Origin of the sequence: Tunturiibacter gelidiferens (assembly GCF_013410115.1) — a bacterium.
In the GTDB taxonomy this organism is placed as follows: domain Bacteria; phylum Acidobacteriota; class Terriglobia; order Terriglobales; family Acidobacteriaceae; genus Edaphobacter; species Edaphobacter gelidiferens.
Map to the genome: position 1 here is coordinate 428,035 of NZ_JACCCV010000001.1, position 20,006 is coordinate 448,040.

Below are 20,006 nucleotides of genomic sequence, written 5' to 3' on the forward strand. Positions count from 1 at the left end.
TCCGGCAGGACAAGCCTCTCATTTCAAAAACAGAAAGCCGAAAAATCATGCCAACCGTCACCGCAGATCCCAAACGCCGCGCCTTGGGCAAGGGCCTTGAATCCCTCCTCCCCCAGCGTCCCACGCCTGCTCCTATATCTCTCTCCGCAGCGGCAGCACCTGCCGCAGAACCAACCGGCAAGCCGCTCGAGATCTCCCTGGACCAGATCGAACGCAACCCGTTCCAGACCCGCAGCCACTTCGACGAGGCCAAGTTAGCGGAGCTGGCGCAGTCCATCACAGCGTCAGGCGTAGTACAACCTATTGTCGTGCGGCCACTTAGCGGAGGCCGCTATCAGCTCATCACCGGCGAACGCCGCTGGCTGGCCAGCAAAAAGGCAAATAAAAACACCATCCCGGCTATCGTCCGTCAGGTCTCAGACGAGCAAACGCTCGAGATGACCATCGTCGAAAATCTCCAGCGCGCCGATCTCAACCCCATCGAGCAGGCTCGCGCCTACCAGCGTCTCAGCAACGACTTCAAGATGACCCAGGAACAGATGGCCATCCGCACGGGCAAAGAACGGGCGAGTGTATCTAACTTCCTTCGTTTGTTACGTTTACCAGATTCTGTCCAGCAGAAAGTCGAGTCCGGCGACCTCTCCTTCGGCCACGCGCGCACTCTCCTCGCGCTCGATTCCCCCGAAGCAATCACTGCTGCCGCCCAAAAGGTCATCGCGCTTTCACTCTCTGTCCGACAGACCGAAAGCTACGTCCAGGGCCTCATCAATCCCGAAGCTAAAGAGAAGAAGGAGTCGAAGGCCGACGCCCAACCCGAAGATCCCAACGTCCGCGAAGCGCAGGATCGTCTGCGCCGCTCCCTCGGTCTCAAGGTCCGCATCGAGGACAAAAAAGGCAAAGGCCGCGTCATCATCGAGTACTCCGGCCTAGAAGACTTCGACTCGATCCTCACCGCCTTAGGCGGTCAATAACTTCTTTGAAAACTCAGGCCGAGCAACAACGCACCAAAAATTCTCAACCGAAACGTCCAGGAGACTGCACATGCGTTACGCGAACCACGTGAAACACTATCTGCTCCTTATTTTGTTACAAATTGCAGTCTCTTCCGTGGTCGCTCAAACGACACCACGCACTCTCCTCCGCACCGGCCATCTGCTCGACGTCAAGACCGGCGCAGAACCTGCCGCGCAAACCATCATCGTCACAGGCGACCGCATTACCGCGATCGCGCCGACGGCCTCCACACCGAAACAGTCCGGCGATACCGAGATCGACCTCACCCGATACACCGTCATGCCCGGCCTCATCGACGTCCACACCCATCTCACCATGGCGCCGAACTTTGACCCCTACTACGAACTCTCCATGACGCCTGCCAAAGAAGCGATCATCGGAGTCGAAAACGCAAAGGTCACGCTCGAAGCCGGCTTCACCACCGTGCGTAACGTAGGTGCGAACGACTTCACCGACGTAGCTCTCCGCGACGAGATCAACGCCGGCCACATTCCCGGCCCACACATGCAGGTCTCCGGTCCCGCCCTCGGTATCACCGGCGGGCACATGGACGAGAACCTGCTCCCGTATGAGTACCATGTCCACGGCCAGGGTGTAGCCGACGGCATCCCCGCCGTACAGCATCAGGTGCGCGAAAACATCAAGTACGGCGCCGATCTCATCAAGATCGGAGCCACCGGAGGCGTCCTCTCCAAGGGCGACGATCCGCAAGCCTCGCAGTACACCCTCGAAGAGATGCAGGCCATCGTCGCCGATGCTCATCGTCTTGGACGCAAGGTGGCGGCCCACGCGCATGGAGCACAAGGCATCCTCTTCGCCACCGAAGCCGGTGTCGACTCCATCGAACACGGCAGCTACATCAACGACGAAGACATCGCCCTCATGAAGAAGAAGGGCACCTACCTCGTTCCTACTGCTTACCTGATCGACTGGATGCAGCAGTACGGCAACCTTCCGCCCTTCTACCAACAAAAGATGAAGGATGTAAGCGCCGTCGAAAAACAAAATGCGACTAAGGCCATCAAAGCGGGCGTGAAAATCGCGCTCGGCACCGATGCCGCTGTTTATCCGCATGGACTCAACGCGCACGAGGTCGATGTCTACGTCAATCAATTCGGTATGTCGCCACTGCAAGGCATCCAGACCGGCACCACGAACGCGGCCGATCTCATGGGCTGGACCGACCGCGTCGGCACGCTAGAACCCGGCAAGTGGGCCGACCTCATCGCCATCGACGGCGATCCGCTCAAGGACGTCAAGCTCCTGCAGCACGTCCCCTTCGTCATGAAGTCCGGCGTGGTCTACAAAGACGAGACTCACAAGTAGCAGAAAGAAATCTCCGAATCAATATGAAAGCCTCAGCCCTTGAGTTTCGTCTTCGTTTCATCATTGGCATCGTCATTTACCTGCTCGGTTTCATTGCCCCGTGGAACAGCCTGCTGCACCTGGATTCCATTCGCACCTGGCAGTACCTTGCCGCGTGGCCCGCGCGCAGCGGCTGGCTCGGCTTCAGTGCTGCCACTATCGCGGTTCTGGTCCTCGGCATCCTCTGCGCCGTTGCAGGAGCGTTCCTGCGCACCTGGGGCTCCGCCTACGTCGATCCCTCCATCGTTCAGGCTGGCGCGATGCACGGCGAAGGGTTCGTGGCGGCTGGTCCCTATCGCTATCTCCGCAATCCGCTCTACCTGGGCACCTTCTTCCACACCTTCGCGCTCGCGCTTCTCATGCCGCCCAGCGGAGCCATCTTCTGCATCCTCGCCGTCGCCTTCTTCCAACTCCGCCTCATCTTCGCAGAGGAGTTCTTCCTCACCGCAAAACTCGGTGCTCCTTATCTTGAGTACTGCGCCAAAGTCCCACGCCTCTTCCCTTCATTCACCGCACGCATCCCCGCGTTCCCCATGCGCCCCACCTGGCCCACAGCATTCCTATCCGAAATCTACATGTGGGGTGTGGCCATCTCCTTCGCGACGCTCGGCTGGCGCTACAACTCCATGCTCATCATCAAGGGTGTCCTCATCTCACTCGGCCTCTCCCTCATCGTCCGCGCCTTCCTCAAGCCCGCACCCAGGAGAGCCTAGAGAGTTTCGGGACAGCCCGGATTGATCAGCAGATAGGACAGGTGATTTGCGCCTGTAGGTGCATAGAACTCTTCGTGCGTAAAAGAAAAACCAAGCCTTCCGATGAGGCGTCGCGACGCGGCATTTTTCGGGTGATGTCCCACGAACAATCCTCGGACTTGCAGCGTCTTGAATGCGAAATCGATAACGGCTCGTGCCGCCTCTTGAGCGAGGCCCTGCCCCTGGTAACTAGGTTTCAGATGGACTCCCATCTCAAAGATGCGGCCATCGTTTTTATAGGGCCGAAGTCCGGCACACCCGGCAAAATCGTCGCTTTGAAGCAGGAAGACAGGCCAATACTGAACCTGGTGGTCGATCAACATGGTTCTCTCACGAGCTAGCCGCGCACCGATTTCACGATCGGTAAAGGGGCCGCCAATCAGCGAAGACACTCCAGGATCGCCCCATAGTTCAAGGGCGAGGGGAAGGTCTCCTTCGCTCCACTGTCCAAACCCTAAGCGATCTGTCAGAAGAAAGTAGTCGTGCGGTCGAGTCAAAGAGGAATCCGCCATCTGTAAAGGGAAAACCCGCCGCACCCACATCAGATCGTGGACACAGCGGGTTGGTGTTACTGATGCTCACGCTTCAGCAGACTAGACTCTGAGGCGCATCAATCGGGGAGGGCTTGTCTCATGCGACATCCTCGCGCCAACCGGCGCACTCAGCGTCGCAGTCGAACTACTTCTTCACCGGTGCGATCGTATCCTTCGCAACCTTGGCCACGCGGAACTTCACCACGGTCTTGGCCTTGATCTTGATGGTCTCACCCGTCTGCGGGTTGCGGCCAAGACGCGCCTTACGCTCTGCCTTTACCAGCTTGCCGATCCCAGGAATGGTGAACTCGCCATTCTTCTTGGTCTCTTTCACTGCGGTCTCTGCCAGCAGTTCCAGGAAACCAGCGGTCTGCTTGTTGGTGAGTTCGAGCTTTTCCGCCAGGTGGCGAACCAGCGCTGTCTTTGTCATTCCCTTTGCCATGTGTTGCTCCTTCTTGCTTTCGATATAGAGTCTAAGGTCTGCTCACCTTGCCCACATAAAGTTTTCGTAAAGCGCATCCAGTTTTGCAATGCGAAATCACCAGTGTTCATGCGGGTGCGGAGAACCGTACCGCAATTCACCTTCAGCCTTTCCGCGCGCTTTGTCAACTCCCTTTCTTCGGTTTCCACAGGTTTTTTCCGGTTTTTCTTGGTTTTGTTCGAAAACAGGTACATTTTTCTCATAAATTCCAAGAAAAATCCCAGATTCCAGGCGCAAAGACCTCACCAGCAGCCTCGTTTTAGGAAGGGTCTGATCCCTAAGAAAAGTGTTTTACCCAACGATCTATGCACGAAATTTCATCACGAATTCAGGCCGCGATAAACCGCGATGGCAAGCTAGCCGCAATAGCCAGATAAAAATATCGCGCCCTGCCATTCAGCCTCCATGCGCCAAAACTCGTAGCGTCCCCCCGAATCGATTCCACGAGTCAACACCGCAAAGTTTTCCGGTAGTGGGTCAGATTCCTGATTGCCGCCTTCTCGTCCAAGTGCAAACTTCCGGATTGCCGACAACCCGCGAAGTGCATCCTAACTAACCGCCGACGATAAGGCTGTGGCGTCCAGCGCTGGCGACCTGGCGCCCCTGATGACAAGCCACAGCATAAACGCCACCTCCCCGAAAGAGGCGGGCTGAGCGTAGGTAAACACCTTGTCGTAGTATTGCGGCAACAGTATGCCCGTAAGGCTCAGGATCATCCACGCCAGGCCATCGAGGGCGAGCCAGATGCCCAGGAAGCGCGGCAGCAATCGCGACCCGTACACCAGCAGCGCGAGCGGTAAGAGCCACAGACCAAAAAATATTTCGTCAACAACAAGTCCCTGAAAATGAAGATTAAGGAACAGCATAGCCAGAGCATCCCGCTGAGGCTTTTCAAATAGCGATAGCAAGTCAGCCCCGCGCACCAGAACGAGGGCAGCGATTGAGTTCAGCTCATTCAGAAACGCTATCGGGATCGAGACAACAACGAACGTCACCATGAGCGAGGCGTACCGCCGGTTGACCCCCTTGAGCAGGTCGTATAAAGCCAGCGCCACGAAGATAAAACCGGCCTGACTGATGAGTTGGGCCGCGATGCCGAGGCGAAAAAGCGTCTCGGAGGCCGCAATGTTGTTGGCCGTCGCCGCTGCGTTTCCGTGCACGAGTAGCTTGCTGGGAACATAGACCATGGCGAAGACGCCAGGTATTGAGAAGAGTAGATACAGCAGTCCTGCGAATCTGCCTGGGTTCTTCGTGGAACTCATGTTCCCTCCCTCGTTGTAAGGGGCCTTGGTAAAAGGGGTCTATCGGAGAAACGGCGAAGGCTGTCGAAATGTTACGCCACACAATGAAACCAGGTGATTTCTCACAGAACCTCTTGCAACCAGGCCTGATCCGGTTCTAGGCCGTATAAAGGGCTAACCGGAAACTGACCCACCACATCCTGGGTCCTTACAAAAGAAAATATCGAAACCATTCATTCACTAATATGAAACAAAATTATAGATATGCTCAAAATCATTTCATCTCGTTGCAGCGATGTGATATGGTCCTCCGCAGCAAATCTCCGCAGCAAATCCAAGGAGTGAAGTCATGCACAAAGCACTCTCCCCCTCGCGCGTCGACGGAGTCCTCCCTTCCGTTTCGAAATTTCTCCTCCTCGCATCCCTCGCCCTCTGCACCGCCTCTGCGCAAGTCGTCCCCGTGCCGCCGACCCCGCAGGTAGGCTCTTCGAACCCAGCCACGGCCGAGCCTCTTGTCTCTCGCCCCCCCACCAAACCCTGCGTCGTCTCTCTGCTCAGCAACGCAGCCTTTGAAAACTTCAACGGCGCGCCCCTCACCTACGCGCCTCCCGCAGCCTGCCCCGGTCCCTGGGCGAAGGTCGTCCTCACCGCCGACTTTACCGTCACCGCCGGCCGCCAGTTCGACCGCAGCGCCTGGTTCTATCTCGGCGACACCAACATCTTCTACGGCACCACCGCCGAACCCCGAGCCGCCCTCAGTCCCTCCTGGCACATCGAGCGCGACCTCACCGACCTCACGGCACTCTTCAAATCTCCGCAGACCGGCCTCGCCTCCATCGGCAACATCGTCAACTCGACCTACACCGGCATCATCTATGCCAGCGCCGCGCTCGAGTTCTACCCTGCCTCCTGGCAAGCCCCCGCTCCCGTCACGCCCGACATCGTTGTACCAGTAAGCTCCGGCAACGGCCCCGTCACCCTCAACACCACCACCGACCAGGCCACCGCCACCCTCAACCTCCCACGCAACGTTGAGAAGGTCTACCTCGACGTCATCTCGCAAAGCCAGATCGGCGACGAGTTCTGGTACCTCTGCGTCCCCAGCGCCGTCGCAGGCGAGCTCGAAACCTGCGGCAACACCGCCTTCCGCGAGACCGAAATCTCCATCGACGGCAAACCTGCCGGCGTCGCTCCCGTCTACCCTTGGATCTACACCGGAGGCCTCGACCCCTATCTCTGGGAGCCCATCACCGGCGTCCAGACCCTCGACTTCAAGCCCTACCGCGTCGACCTCACGCCCTTCGCCGGCCTCCTCGCCGACGGCAGCACACACACCGTCGCCGTCAGCGTCTACAACGCCAACGGATACTTCCTCTCCACCGCCAACATGCTCGTCTACACCGACCACGGCAGCAAAGAAGTCTCAGGCGGAGTCCTCAGCAACACCCTCACCGCCGCGCCAAATCCTGAGGTCGTGCAAAACCTCTCCACCGACTCCAGCGGCACCACCACCGGCACCGTCAACGTAGGCTCCAATCGCACCTTCTCTATCACCGGATACGTCAACACCTCGCATGGTCGCGTCGAAACCACCGTCGCTCAAAAGGTCAACTTCCTCAGCGCCCAGACTTTCAACGTCAATCCGGTAACCCAACCCGAAATCCAAAACCTGGTTCAGACCAGCACCGTCGACTCCGAGACGACAACTCGCGACAGTTTCCTGATCGAGAAGACAACCAGGCACATCTCTTTTCCCCTCACCCTCGACTACACCTTAATCAATAATCCCGACGGTACCTTCACGCAGACAGTCTCAGTCGACCAGCGGAACCTCCACACTGAAGCGAAGTCTCTTGACGGCTTTTCCTACTTTCATTCCAACACTCAAGAGCAGGTCGCTTCAAAGGACACTATTCAACTAAGCTCCGGCTTCAGCATCCTTGCGCCCGGCGTAGGCACCTCCAGCGCCTCCTACCGCAGCAACGACTCCCTCGGCGACTGCTACAGCCGCTCTCTCACCGCCGCGAACCAGAAGCTGACCTCCGTCACCGACGGCAAAGGCTGCCACGACCACAACCCCTGGTTCTAAATCACACCTGAAGCAACCCAGATCATAGGGTGCCCCATCCATCGCGCAGTTTGCGATGGGTGGGAAGTACCTCTCCCCCGCTTTGCTGTTGCTGTTGCTGTTGCCGTTGCCGTTGCTGTTGCTGTTGCCGTTGCTGTTGCTGTTGCCTGCCCTTTTGTTGTCATTCCGCAGCGAAGCGGAGGAACCTGCTGTTGTCTTTGCTGTCCCCATTAGACTTCGTCCTCTCGACCGAAGCCGTTCACAGAAGCACCGCATCTGAATCCAATCCCACTCCACATCATCCATAGGAGACAATCAATCCAGAGGACAACCGATGCAGATCGGCATTGACAGCTTCGCCGCACTTGTACCGGATCGCATCACGGGCGAAACCGTATCCGCACAGCAGCGCATCGCTCATCTCCTCGAAGAGATTAAGCTCGCCGACGAAGTGGGCCTCGACCAGTTCGGCCTCGGCGAGCATCATCGCACCGAATACCTCGACTCCGCCCCCGCAGTCATTCTGGCAGCAGCCGCCTCCATCACGAAAACCATCCGCCTCACCTCTGCCGTCACTGTACTCAGCGCCGCAGACCCCGTCCGCGTCTTCCAGGAGTTCGCAACCCTCGACCTCATCTCCGGCGGCCGCGCCGAGATCGTCGCAGGCCGCGGCTCCTTCATCGAGTCCTTCCCTCTCTTCGGCCTCAAGCTCGAAGACTACGACGATCTCTTCGCCGAAAAACTCGATCTCCTCCTTGCCCTTCGCGAGAGCAACAACATCCACTGGTCCGGCAAACACCGCGCCGCGCTCACGGGACAAGGAGTCTTCCCGCGCCCGTTGCAAAACCCTCTGCCCGTCTGGCTCGGCGTAGGCGGCACGCCGGAGTCCTTCGCCCGCGCCGGCATGCTCGGTCTCCCACTGATGGTTGCCATCATCGGCGGCGAGCCCCACCGCTTCCGCCCCCTCATCGACCTCTACCGCGAAGCAGGCAAACAAGCAGGCCACGCGCCAGACTCGCTCAAAGTCGGCATCCACGCCCTCGGCTACGTAGCCGACACAGACCAGCAGGCCTCCGACGACTTCTTCCCCGGCTACGCCGAAGCCTTCACCAAGATCGGCAAAGAACGCGGCTGGCCGCCAGTCACTCGCAGCCAGTTCGAAGCCCTCCGCCGTCCCACCGGCGCCCTCATGGTCAGTGATCCCGAAACCGTAGCCTCAAAGCTCCTCAAGATGAACGAAGCCCTCGGCGGCATCTCCCGCATCAGCTTCCAGATGAGCGTAGCCGCTCTGCACCACGACAAACTCCTCCATGCCATCGAGCTCCTCGGCACGAAGGTAGCTCCCATCATCCGCAAATCTCTCTCAGTACCCAACGCGGCAAAATAAATCGAACGCTCTAGCTTCTGCCCCAGCAGTAGCAGTAGTCGTACCGTAGTCTTGTCGTAATACTTGTCTTTGCCTTCTTGTTGTCATCCCCGTAGGGGATCTGCTGTTGCACTTGCACATCCCAAAAAAGCAGACACGCACCCCAATAAATGAAAAGATGAGATGCTGATCGCGCGCGGCAGGCTCTCTGGGCTGCCGCCGCTATCAGCCGCAATAACATTGTTCAAAGGACCACTGCAAACTCTTTCCCGTCCGGACCCGCCAGGTGCTGTCGATATTGGAGGACTTTGGTATGTCGCTGTATCGAAGAACCGGTCGCACTCTGTTCCGTTCCCTCATACTCCTCATCACTACCGGCATCACTCACAGCCAGACCATCCCTGCAACCACCCCATCTCCTGCTCCCGATCTCGCTCCAGCGACCACGGCACCCAAATCCCAGGACGCAGCCCCCACCGCCAGCCGTCATCCCCGCGTAGCCCTCGTCCTCGAAGGTGGCGGAGCCCTCGGCTTTGCTCACATCGGCGTCCTTCAGTATCTCGAGCAGCACCACATCCCAGTCGACCTCGTCGTCGGCACTAGCATGGGCGGCCTGGTCGGCGGACTCTACGCCACCGGTCGAACCCCCGACGAGATCCGAGAACTCGTCCAGGACATCGACTGGACCCGCGCCATCGGCGGCCGCGTCCCCTTCTCCGACCTCTCCTACCGTCGCAAGCAGGACCGGATCGAATACCCGAACCGCCTCGAGTTCGGCCTCCGCCACGGCATCTCGCTGCCTGAGGGACTCAACTCCGGCCATGAGGTCGGCCTCATCCTCGACGCCGCCACCCTCGCCGACTACAACCTCAAGTCCTTCGACGATCTCCCCGTTCCCTTCCGCTGCGTCGCCACCAACATGAACACAGGCAAAGCCCACGTCTTCGACAACGGATCCCTCGCCCGAGCCCTCCGCGCCACCATGTCCATCCCCGCGATCTTCGTCCCCGTCGTCATCGATGGCGTCACCTACACCGACGGCGCAGCCGTAGACAACCTCCCCGTCGACGTCGCAAAAGCCAACGGAGCAGACTTCATCATCGCCAGCTACCTAGACAACTCAGGCGGCCCACAGACAACTCCCGGCTCTTTCCTCGCCACCACCGGAAACTTCGTCAGCATCGCCATCGCCGCTAACGAGATGCACAGCATCGAAGCCGCCGACATCCTCATCACCTCTAAACTCCAGGGCTTCACTAGCAGCATGTTCACAAAATCCAGCGAGATCATCCCCAAAGGCGTGCAGGCTGCCGAAGCCAAAGCCAAGCTTCTCGACCGCTTCGCCCTCACCGACGCCGAATGGGCCACCTACGTCGCCCAGCGCAACTCCCGCCGCAAGACCGAAGTCCCCGATCCCCAATTTGTAACCGTAGCAGGTGTAACTGGCCCAGCCCGCGTCGAGATCGAACGCAGTCTTCAGCAGGTCATCCATAGACCAATCAACACTGCCTTCCTCGCCAAGGAGATGACCCGATACGTCGGCTATGGCACCCTCAACGCCGCTGGCTACAACCTTATCGACCGCAACGGCGCAACCGGGCTCTCCATCAACGCCTACCCCCGCTACAACGGCCCTCCCTTCCTTGACCTCGCCATCAACATCGATGGCGGCGACACCCAGGACGTCCTCTTCGGTATGGCGGGCCGCATCATCTTCCAGAACCTCGGAGGCTTCCGCTCCGAGTGGCGCACCGACATCTTCTTTGGCTACTCCTACGGCGTCCGCAGCGAGTACTACCGGCCCTTCACGCCCCACAGCAACTTCTTCTATGCTCCCCGCGCCTACGCCACCAGCAGCCGGTTCGACTTCTACAACGAAGGCTCCCGAACCTCGCAGTATCAAATCAACCAGAACGGCGTCGGCTTCGATGTCGGCTACACCTGGCGCCGCAACGCCGAACTCCGCATCGGTCAGGACGAGTACTGGTACTCCGTCTCCAAACGTGTCGACTTCGACAACCTCTCCATCCCGCCCCAGCAGCAAAGCGTCTCCTCTCTCCGCTACACCTACTACGGCACCGACAATGCCGTACTCCCCTTCCGAGGCGTCAACACCTTTCTCCGCGTCGAACGCCACGAGCCCTCCAAAGGCAACGACCCCTTCACCCTCGCCGAAGCTCGCGTAGCCGGATACCTTCCCCTCAACGAAAAAAACAGCGTCTTCCTTACCGCCAGTGGAGGCACCGCATTCGGCGCGCCGCCAGAGGTCACCGACCTCCAGGGCTTCCCACTCGGCGGTCCATTCCGCCTCGGCTCCTACGGCCGCAACGAACTCCTCGGCACCCAGTACTGGCTCTTTCAAGGCGGATACGAACGCAAGATCTTCCGGCTACCACCACTCCTCGGCGAAGGCGTCTATGCCGTCGGCTTTTTTGAAGGAGGCAAGGTCTACAACAATCTCAACCCCGTGGACGAACTTGAATCCGAAGCTTGGGACGGAAGCGTCGCCGTCATCGTCCGCACCGCTCTCGGCCCCATCTATATAGGCGGAGCCGCTGGCAACAACGATCACCGCAAGTGGTGGTTCGGCCTCGGCCACGTCTTCTAGCGTTATTCCCTTGACAGCGCTTCGCAGACGCCAAGTAGACTGATCCCGATTCCGAATCAAACAAAACACTCGCTTCCGCCACAATCGCGAAGCCAGCTAAACCCGCAGAAGACTCACAGCAACATCAGGAGAAGCATGAATCCCTCACGCCGTCTGTTCCTGCAACAGTCCGCTGCCGTTGGCCTCGCCTCCCTCGTTCCCTTCCGATCCGCATTCGGCGAAACCAGTCTCCCCATCGGCGTGCAGCTATACACCGTGCAGGACGAGCTAAAAAAAGATGCCCTCGCAACCCTCCACGCCCTCGCCAAGATCGGTTACCGCGAGGTCGAGTCCTTCCCCCTCCAGGACATCAACGCCGCCCAGATGCGGACCATGCTCAACGACGCGGGCCTCAAATGCCCCAGCGCCCATCTCTTCTTCGGCATGGCCGACAACGTCCAACTCTTCGATCAGGCCAACACCCTCGGCGCCCACTACGTCGTCAGCTCCGTCCTCCTTCCCGCCTCGCCGCAGGCCTTCGACGTCTCAAAGATGATGGATCTCATCAAAGCCTTCACCCTCGACGACTTCAAAAAGATCGCCGCCAAGGCCAACGAGATCGGCGCCCAGGCCCAGAAGGCCGGTCTCCAGTACGCCTATCACAACCACAACTTCGAGTTCCGCGACTACGACGGCCACACCGGCTACGAGATTCTCCTCAGCGAGACCGACCCCAAACTCGTCAAGTTCGAGCTCGATTGCGGCTGGATGGTCACCTCCGGCCACAATCCCATCGACTACTTCACCAAGTATCCCGGCCGCTATCCCCTCATGCACGCCAAGGACTTCCCCGCCGGCACTCCCGTCACCACCACTCTCGGCGTCGACCCCGCACATCGCCCCACCGAAGTCGGCCGCGGCCACATCGACTTCAAACCCATCATCGCCGCCGCCGAGAAGTCCGGCCTCCAACACATCTTCGTCGAGCAGGACCCGCCCATCGAAGGCATGACCTCGCTCGAAGCAGTCCGCGTCAGCTACGAGACTCTCCGCCCCATCGTATAAGCCAAAGAAAAGATCATCCCCGCAAACGCGTCACGCAGACAAATCTGCATCCAACAGCCAGGCAATGCTCCAGGGGGAAACATGGGAACCGAGGAATTAGAACTAGCCGAAAGCCGTCGCTCCATGAGCAAGCTGATCCTGTTCGCAACCATCGCATCGGGAGTCATCGCAGCCTATCTGATGTACCGCCGCGGCGAACCGCTGGGAACCATCGCAAAGCAGGCAATCACCAACCCCGTCGGTTCGCTGATGACCGAAGTAAAAAACAAGCTCTAATCTTGTCTGCCCCGAACTTATAAAATGTGGTCATCTCGACCAGAGCCAGTCCAGACACTCATAAACGCCGGAGCCTATCCAGACACTGATAAACGCGTCATCTCGACCGGAGGCGTGCGATCTCATCGCACGGCGCAGTGGAGAGACCCCCGCATTTCGCCTTTGCTGTTGCTTGTTCTCTCAAAAACAAAACCAATCTACTTCGCCGTATCCAGGTGGAAGGACTCTGTATAAGCCTCCACCGGATACCCCTTCTCCTTCCACGCCGCAAGGCCACCCCTCAGCAGCTTCACTCGCGTAAAGTTCAGCGCCCGCGCCTTCCCCAACACCATCTGGCTGGTCTCATCGTCGCCGCCCGTGCAATAGATAACAGAGTTCTGGTCGCGAGAAAACTCAGCCGTATGCTCAGCGATATCCTTAGGCGCGATCCTCGTCGCGCCCGGAATAATCTCCGGATGCGCCAGAAAATCCAGCGGCTGCCGCACATCGTAGAGCAGAATCTTCTTTGCCTTCAGCAGCGCATACAGGGCCTCGGGCTCAATACTCTTCTCCCTCACCTCACGCTTCGCCAGGACGCGCCGCACAATCAACCCCGCCACCACGATGCAAACTACCGCTACAACAATCGCCGTCACGCTCATCCCCATCCTCCAGCTACTTGGATCAGATGTTCGCTATCCAGCGCCAGTTGTCGGCACCATCAAATCCGCGAAACTCGCGCCGACCAACGGGAGGACCAGAGCCGATCACCAACCCAGAAAAGGTACACACGTCACGAAGTGACCGCTCCACGCGAAGTGGGCCCGTCCGGCAGGACAGGGTCTTTAAAAGAGAGGCATCTTAGCCTTCCCTAAAAGCGGAGTATTCAGCAGCCTGATCAAAGGCGCGGCCACCTTGAACCGCTCCACCACATCCTTCAGCAACCCCGGCGAAGTCGCCCGTTCCACCGGCAGAGTAGCCGACAAGCCCCACTGCTTGCACATCACCAGGTCGATCGCCGGATCATCCGCAGCAAACCCCTTAGGCGGCCGCGTCAGCGACAGCGTCTCCGTCTCCTGCATCAACGACCGAAGCTTCTTCCCCGCCATAATCTTGCGAAACTCCAGATGATGATCCACCAGGTATCGCCGTATCGCCAGCAACTGCTCCCGCTCCGGCATGTACACCCCTGCTGCGATCAGCAGCTCGGTCGAACTCACCTGCAGATAGAACCCGCCCCCCGACGTCTTCTGCAAACCATCCCTCGCCCACCACGCCGACACATGATGCTTGTAAGGCCGCTTATCCTTGCTGAACCGAATATCGCGATAGATCCGCATCAGAATCTTGTTCGCTGGCCGCAGGTGCTCCGGCGAAAACTCCGCCATCGCCTCATTCACCTCGCCGATCAGCGCCAGCATCGGCTCCTTCAGCTGCTTCTCGTAGACATCCTTCCGCTCCCCAAACCACTCGCGGTCGTTGTTCTTCTTCAGCCCCCGCAAAAACTTCAAAGCCTCATTCGAAAACTGTGTCCCCATCCTTCAATCGTACCCTCCAGATGCGTTCCGTCTTCAGCCATCGATCACCGATGCGATCGAAGAGAAAACGCCAGCCGCACCTTTCGCCTTTTCTCATGCAGGATCAAGGTTGTGTTTTCGGCCCGGAGCTACACGCGAGGAGCGCATGCTGCTGTTCTTGCTTTTCTCCCGTTGACCTTAGCTCACAGCCAAAAAGCTCTCTCTGTGATCCGTATCTCCATGCAACAAAACCTCTAGTTCCCACAAATCCGCAATTCTTTGCACGGACTCTCACTTTCACTCAAATAAATGCTTCCTTTTCAACAGCGATAGTTGGAGCCGCAATTGCAACTAGCTTCGCGTCAGCCAACAAGCTCCACTATCTGGAAAGCTTTCTTGGCGAACGCTCGATAGACACTACCGCAAACCAGACGGTTATGTCTCCGGTTCGGTTTTTAGGCCCCTTCTAAAAAAAATCAATTCTGTCTCCGCTTATGCTGTCGTTCCTCCGACGCCATTCGCCTGAGAACCTGCGGTCTTTTTCTCCCATCGCAGGGCAAGCGAAGGCTCGGGATTCGTTTACTCTTTACAACCAGCTCTGGAGGTGGTTCTTGAAAAAATTACTTGTTTTAGCCTGCCTGTTCGCCGCCGCGACCTCTTCAGCTCTCGCGGACGACTTCATCTACGGGGACAACGCCGACAACGGCGCCCCATACGTCTTCCAAATCGACAAGACCACTGGGGCCGTCACCAACACCTACACCGGACTCAGCGGCTTCAACGGTCGCGGTGTCGTGGTCGTCGGGACCACAATGTATTACACCTCGGCTACCACCAACGCCGTCTACTCCTACAATCTCACCACAAAAACAGATAACGGACCTTTGTTTACAGTCGCTGGCTCGAGAGCTCTTTCGACGATTGCCTACGACGGTACAAACTTCTGGGTCGGCGACTATAGCGGCACCAACCATGCCTACCTGTACAGCCCTACCGGAACGCTGCTGAAGACGGTGTCGCTCGCAGACTGCACTGGGTACTGCGACGGTCTCGAGTACTTCGTGATGAACGGTAAAGGATATCTTTTATCGAACGAGGCAGATGGCAGCGTAGATAACTACGACCTCTACGACACCAACGGCAACCTCATTCAGGCGGACTACATCAACGCAGCGGCTCACTCCGGCGGTACAACCGGAATCGCGTTTGATGGAACCGACTTCTTCACCTCAAACATCTTTCAGGGCTCCCTCAATGAATGGACCGAAAGCGGCACCTTCATCAAAACCATCTCCCTAACCGGCGCAACCAGCAGCAATCCTTTCCTCATCGAGGACCTGTCTGCTGACTACTCCCAGGTACTTGGACCGCCTCCTGCCGTTCCGGAACCCAGCACGTTCGCTCTCTTTGGGACCGGGCTGCTCGGGCTGGCGGGGATCGTTCGTCGCAAGCTCTCCGTTTAGTCCAGGTCGCAATACGCAGTCGACCGGGATCGCTCCGTGTCGAATCAAGAACGAATGACTCTCAACACGCGCCAGTCGCCTTCAGGTGGCTGGCGCTTCTTTTCGCGACTCGCCGGGGCAGGCTTCCCCGAAACGAGTTCAGACAGTCCGCTCTCTCCCCTACGTTCCCGCCGCTAAGTCGGTCGGAGTACCGCATCGCAAAAAAGATTTGAAAAGTTGGCATGTTTTTCACTCCTCAAAAACGTGGTCTTACTTCACCACGTTTACCACGCAATTCACCACGCTCACACCATCAAAACACCACGTTCTGCACCACGCTTTTCGCAAAAAACCCCCGAAAAGCACCACGATCACCACACAGGATTTTTTCTTCCCGCTAACATGGAAAAATCCCGGTGAGCGACTCCAACTCCAGCTTCCACTCCGAAGACACCATCGCAGCCATCTCCACCCCGTCCGGCCGCGGCGGCATCGGTATCGTCCGTCTCTCCGGCCCCGCTGCCCGCACCATCGCCGAACCCCTCCTGAAACTTCGCCATCCCTTGGTCCCCGCCCAGGCCCGCTTCGCTGAAATCCTTGATTCCACAGGCGAAGTTCTCGATGAAGCTGTAGTCACCTACTTCCAATCCCCCCACTCCTACACCTCCGAGGACATTGTAGAGATCTCCGCCCACGGATCGCCCGTCCTCCTCCATCACCTCCTCCGCCAATGCCTCGCCGCCGGCGCCCGTCTCGCCGAACCCGGTGAGTTCACCCAGCGAGCCTTCCTCTCCGGCCGCCTCGACCTTACCCAGGCCGAAGCCGTCCACGACCTGATCGAATCCACCACCCTCCATCAGGCCCGCATCGCCGCTCAGCAGCTTGGGGGCTCGCTCTCACGTCAAATCACCCCAATAAAACAACAACTTATAAGCCTCATCGCCGCGCTCGAAGCTGGCATCGACTTCGCTGAAGACGACATCGACCTCCTCGCGCAAGATCAAATCTCCTCCCAAATCACAGCAATCGAAGCCCCCCTCACCGCACTGGAGCACTCCTTTGACTACGGCCGCATCGTCCGCGACGGCTTTACCATGGCCATAGTTGGCCGCCCTAACGTCGGTAAATCCTCTCTTTTCAATCGCCTGGTCGAACGCGACCGCGCCATCGTCACATCGACTCCCGGTACGACACGCGACCTGGTCACCGAACGCGTATCACTGGAAGGCATTCCCCTCGAACTCATCGACACCGCAGGTCTGCGCGTTTCTGCCGACGAAGCCGAATCAATAGGGATCGCCAAATCCCGCGAAGCTATGTCCGAAGCCGATGTAGTACTCCTGGTCCTGGATGCCACTGCACTACCGCATGAAGAAGACGCGGCAGCAGTAGCCACCCTGACTGGCCGCCCCTTCCTCATTGTTATCAACAAGCAAGATCTTGAACACCTGGAATCGAACATCCTGAAACCTACTCTTCAAACGATTGAAACGTCTGCTCTCACCGGATCGGGTATCTCTGAGTTACGTCGAGCCATCCTGTCGCTGGTCACGAAGGAAATCCCAAACGTTGAGACCGCGGTTCTCACCAACCACCGCCAACAGCGGTCGGTATCGGACGCATTGGCGGCTCTCAATCGAGCGAGGCAAGCGGCGACCGCGATCATCCCTCATGAAATGATCCTTCTTGACCTCTACGAAGGTCTTCACGCGCTGGACGCTTTCACAGGCTCTACGACGACCGACGACATCCTAAACCTTATCTTCAGTAAGTTCTGCATCGGAAAATAACATTGCCTACAAAAGCAGTTCTGTCGGTGATACCTGAAACAACGTTCCCTGTATCCGCGCCAACAGAAGAAAGTATTGAATCCGCGAGAACGATGATGGCTAGTCGACGCTCGTCAGCGGCAGCGGGTCACTCTTGACCGAAATCCTTATGGGTCGCTTATAGGAGGACGATGATTCTTTTTGTCTGCTCGCTAATTCGCCCCAGCATACCCGATTGCGACCCAGCTCCTTTGCCTGATAGAGCGCCTTATCGGCCGCATCCAGAAGGTCCTCCTTACAGTTGACGTCGCTCGGGTAGCAGGACGCTCCGCCGCAACTTACCGTTGAAAGCCTGGGATGGCTGCCGGGCTCGGGTAGTGCTGGAGATCCAGCCACCTCGACGAGCTTGCGGATGCGTTCGGCGACGATCATGGCTCCTTCCTGTGTTGTGCCGGGAAGTAGAACCACGAACTCTTCACCACCGAATCTCGCCGCGAAGTCGTCCTTGCAGCGCAGACCTTGCAACAACAGAGAAGCAACTCGGACCAGTACTCGGTCGCCGTACAGATGGCCGCGAGTGTCATTTGTGAGCTTGAAGTGATCGATGTCGATCACGATGGCGGATAAGCAGGAGCCGGAGTCAATAGATTCGCTCCACAGTTTGGCAAACTGCAACTCGTAAGCATGCCGATTGGCGAGTCCAGTCAGGCTATCGATGCAGGAAATTCTTTGCAGTTCGACATTCAGGAAGGAAAGCTCTTTGCTTTGTATCTCGCTGCGCAGCCGCATCAGGAAGCCCAATCGTTCTTCTCGCCCGATGCTGTAATTCGCAATTGCGGTCATCGAAATGGCGCAGACCGCCAAAGTGATTCCGAGGAGCTTTTCCGACGAGTTCAGGAAATGGTCGTGTTGAATGAAGACGAGGTCGCTGGCGAGCAAAATGGCCGACGCGCTGAGAGCGTAAAAGAACTGGAGCCGCATCACGACGTTGACAAAAATGACCGCTACAATCAGGCCTACTTGAGCGTACGCGGAAGAGGCTGCATTTTTATTACTCTCGATGTAGAGGTGCGTTATTCCTATAAAGCAGCTGGCGCCGGCGATGCTTACTTCGCGATAGATCTTGTTTGGACTCCAGCGCATGCTGAGATTAATCAGCAGGGCCAGGGGCGTGACAACGCACAGTCGGATTTGTAACGGGAGCCAGGAGTTGCTGCTGTTTTGGAGAAAGTGGTCGACGAGGAGATAGATATTGAACAGACCAATCGCTACCAGACCTTCCAGCCAGAGACGCTCGGATCGTCGAGCGAGTGTTGACTGCTCGAAGGCGTTCTCAAGAGGCCGTGGCAACGCTAGTCGCTGAAACCCTCTTCGTGAAAGCCGCTCGATCTGCTGAATCGCGAGCTCGTGAATGGAAGTGCTCGGCATCTGAAGTTGCCTCTTCCCTTGCAGTCTGTCTTGCATCCTTTGCCGGTGTCCTGTCCTACGCAGCCGGCAGTTCAAGGACAAGTCGTCACTAAGATGGCGCTCCCTGAATGTTACTAAAGCGGGAACCCAATACGCGCATATTTGCAAGGGTTGCATGGTACTTCCGTGTCATTTGCGGAGCTCGCTCTGGCGCTATCGACCCGTTTGTCGGTTTCACGCGACGAGGAAGTTGTCGATCAGACGCGTTCGCCCAACATACGCTGCTACTGCGATCAGGACGTCTCTCTCTGCAGATGCGACGGGAAGGAGGGATCGGGCGTCGACGATGGCAAGGTAGTCAACCCGTATGCCCTTCGCAGTCTCCAGGGTGTTTCTCCCGATTTGCAAGAGCGTCGAACTGCGGCGTTCGCCGCTTGCGATGCTCTGCTCGATCTTAGTAAGCGATCGATGCAGAACCAGTGCCTGTTCGCGCTCCGGAATGCTAAGGTATTTATTTCTGCTGCTCAGAGCAAGGCCATCAGCATCTCGCACGATCGCACAACTCACCAGCTCAAGGTCGAAGTTCAGGTCCTGAATCATCTGTCGCAAAACGGCTAGCTGTGCGGCATCTTTCTGTCCGAAGTAGGCGCGGTGGGGGGCAACCACGTGAAATAACTTCGCTACCACGGTGGCTACTCCGGTGAAGTGACCTGGCCGGGAGGCTCCGTCTAACCGGTCGCCGATGCCGGGCACGGTGATGGTGGTTACAGCGCCGGTTGGGTACATCTCCGTGGCCTCGGGAGCGAATAGAACGGATACACCTTCGGCCTCGAGTTGCCTGCAATCTTGCTCGAAGGTTCGTGGATACTTGGCGAAGTCTTCTCCCGGACCGAACTGGAGGGGATTGACGAAGATCGATGCGATTACAGTTTGGCACTCGGCTCCGGCTCGCTGGACCAGGGAGAGATGGCCTTTGTGAAGCGCGCCCATGGTTGGGACAAAGCCCAGCAATCCATCCTGCATCCGGAGTTTGCGACAGATGCTCTGCATCTCCGCAACACTCTTTACGATCTGCATCAAATGACGGCTCCTCTCGCCCGCGTCGCTGCGGGTTTATCTTTAGTTCTTCACTTCTTCAGCGCAC

At 57.9% G+C, this 20,006-nt stretch carries 17 protein-coding genes; 10 read left to right on the forward strand and 7 right to left on the reverse strand.

All coding sequences use genetic code 11. The features are described 5' to 3' along the window. Nucleotides 1-47 precede the first annotated feature (47 nt). The 3 genes from HDF12_RS01895 (at nt 48) to HDF12_RS01905 (ending at nt 3,092) form a co-directional block, all read left to right on the forward strand. Nucleotides 48-971, forward strand: a complete 924-nt coding sequence (locus tag HDF12_RS01895) for a ParB/RepB/Spo0J family partition protein (protein WP_179580795.1) — start codon at nt 48-50, stop codon at nt 969-971. A gap of 70 nt (nt 972-1,041) precedes the next feature. Then, nucleotides 1,042-2,340 carry a metal-dependent hydrolase family protein gene (locus tag HDF12_RS01900; RefSeq protein WP_179580796.1) on the forward strand — a complete coding sequence of 433 codons (1,299 nt, stop codon included), beginning with the start codon at nt 1,042-1,044 and terminating at the stop codon, nt 2,338-2,340. A 23-nt stretch (nt 2,341-2,363) separates the two neighbouring features. Continuing rightward, entirely contained in the window at nt 2,364-3,092 is a 729-nt protein-coding gene (locus tag HDF12_RS01905; RefSeq protein ID WP_179580798.1) for a methyltransferase family protein, read from the forward strand. Here HDF12_RS01905 and HDF12_RS01910 read toward each other — a convergent pair. From HDF12_RS01910 to HDF12_RS01920, 3 genes are all read right to left on the reverse strand, one after another. Further along, a complete protein-coding gene (locus tag HDF12_RS01910) occupies nt 3,089-3,673 on the reverse strand; it encodes a GNAT family N-acetyltransferase (RefSeq protein WP_218892281.1) in 585 nt (194 codons plus the stop codon). The two genes, HDF12_RS01905 and HDF12_RS01910, sit on opposite strands and share 4 nt — an antisense overlap. A 136-nt stretch (nt 3,674-3,809) precedes the next feature. After that, nucleotides 3,810-4,106, reverse strand: coding sequence for an HU family DNA-binding protein (locus HDF12_RS01915; protein ID WP_158792936.1), 297 nt, complete (start codon nt 4,104-4,106; stop codon nt 3,810-3,812). A 587-nt stretch (nt 4,107-4,693) separates the two neighbouring features. After that, nucleotides 4,694-5,407 (reverse strand): DUF4386 domain-containing protein, encoded by a 714-nt coding sequence (locus HDF12_RS01920; RefSeq protein WP_179580800.1) that lies wholly within the window; start codon nt 5,405-5,407, stop codon nt 4,694-4,696. Between the two features lie 328 nt (nt 5,408-5,735). Between HDF12_RS01920 and HDF12_RS01925 the strand changes: the two genes are divergently transcribed. From HDF12_RS01925 to HDF12_RS01945, 5 genes are all read left to right on the forward strand, one after another. Further along, on the forward strand, nt 5,736-7,475 hold the full coding sequence (locus HDF12_RS01925) for a peptide-N4-asparagine amidase (RefSeq protein WP_179580802.1): 1,740 nt from the start codon (nt 5,736-5,738) through the stop codon (nt 7,473-7,475). A 313-nt stretch (nt 7,476-7,788) separates the two neighbouring features. Then, the gene (locus HDF12_RS01930) at nt 7,789-8,841 is read left to right on the forward strand and encodes an LLM class flavin-dependent oxidoreductase (protein ID WP_179580803.1); all 1,053 of its coding nucleotides are present in this window, start codon (nt 7,789-7,791) and stop codon (nt 8,839-8,841) included. A 292-nt stretch (nt 8,842-9,133) separates the two neighbouring features. After that, nucleotides 9,134-11,428, forward strand: a complete 2,295-nt coding sequence (locus HDF12_RS01935) for a patatin-like phospholipase family protein (protein ID WP_179580805.1) — start codon at nt 9,134-9,136, stop codon at nt 11,426-11,428. 135 nt (nt 11,429-11,563) lie between these two features. Next, a complete protein-coding gene (locus HDF12_RS01940; RefSeq protein WP_179580807.1) occupies nt 11,564-12,472 on the forward strand; it encodes a sugar phosphate isomerase/epimerase family protein in 909 nt (302 codons plus the stop codon). Between the two features lie 81 nt (nt 12,473-12,553). Continuing rightward, nucleotides 12,554-12,748, forward strand: a complete 195-nt coding sequence (locus tag HDF12_RS01945) for a hypothetical protein (RefSeq protein WP_179580180.1) — start codon at nt 12,554-12,556, stop codon at nt 12,746-12,748. Nucleotides 12,749-12,945: 197 nt separating this feature from the next. On the opposite strand, the gene HDF12_RS01950 is transcribed toward HDF12_RS01945, so the two are convergent. Further along, nucleotides 12,946-13,389, reverse strand: coding sequence for a rhodanese-like domain-containing protein (locus HDF12_RS01950; RefSeq protein WP_179580809.1), 444 nt, complete (start codon nt 13,387-13,389; stop codon nt 12,946-12,948). Nucleotides 13,390-13,572: 183 nt separating this feature from the next. Continuing rightward, complete coding sequence (locus HDF12_RS01955) at nt 13,573-14,265, reverse strand: DUF2461 domain-containing protein (protein ID WP_179580811.1); 693 nt, start codon at nt 14,263-14,265, stop codon at nt 13,573-13,575. Between the two features lie 590 nt (nt 14,266-14,855). On the opposite strand from HDF12_RS01955, the gene HDF12_RS01960 reads away from it, so the two are divergent. Continuing rightward, nucleotides 14,856-15,707 (forward strand): PEP-CTERM sorting domain-containing protein, encoded by an 852-nt coding sequence (locus HDF12_RS01960; protein WP_257025308.1) that lies wholly within the window; start codon nt 14,856-14,858, stop codon nt 15,705-15,707. Nucleotides 15,708-16,102: 395 nt separating this feature from the next. Beyond that, entirely contained in the window at nt 16,103-17,476 is a 1,374-nt protein-coding gene (gene mnmE / locus HDF12_RS01965; RefSeq protein WP_179580813.1) for a tRNA uridine-5-carboxymethylaminomethyl(34) synthesis GTPase MnmE, read from the forward strand. 99 nt (nt 17,477-17,575) lie between these two features. Here mnmE and HDF12_RS01970 read toward each other — a convergent pair whose 3' ends face one another. Continuing rightward, nucleotides 17,576-19,039, reverse strand: a complete 1,464-nt coding sequence (locus tag HDF12_RS01970) for a GGDEF domain-containing protein (RefSeq protein ID WP_218892282.1) — start codon at nt 19,037-19,039, stop codon at nt 17,576-17,578. A 57-nt stretch (nt 19,040-19,096) separates the two neighbouring features. Next, a complete protein-coding gene (gene panC / locus HDF12_RS01975) occupies nt 19,097-19,939 on the reverse strand; it encodes a pantoate--beta-alanine ligase (protein ID WP_179580817.1) in 843 nt (280 codons plus the stop codon). Between the last annotated feature and the right edge of the window lie 67 nt (nt 19,940-20,006).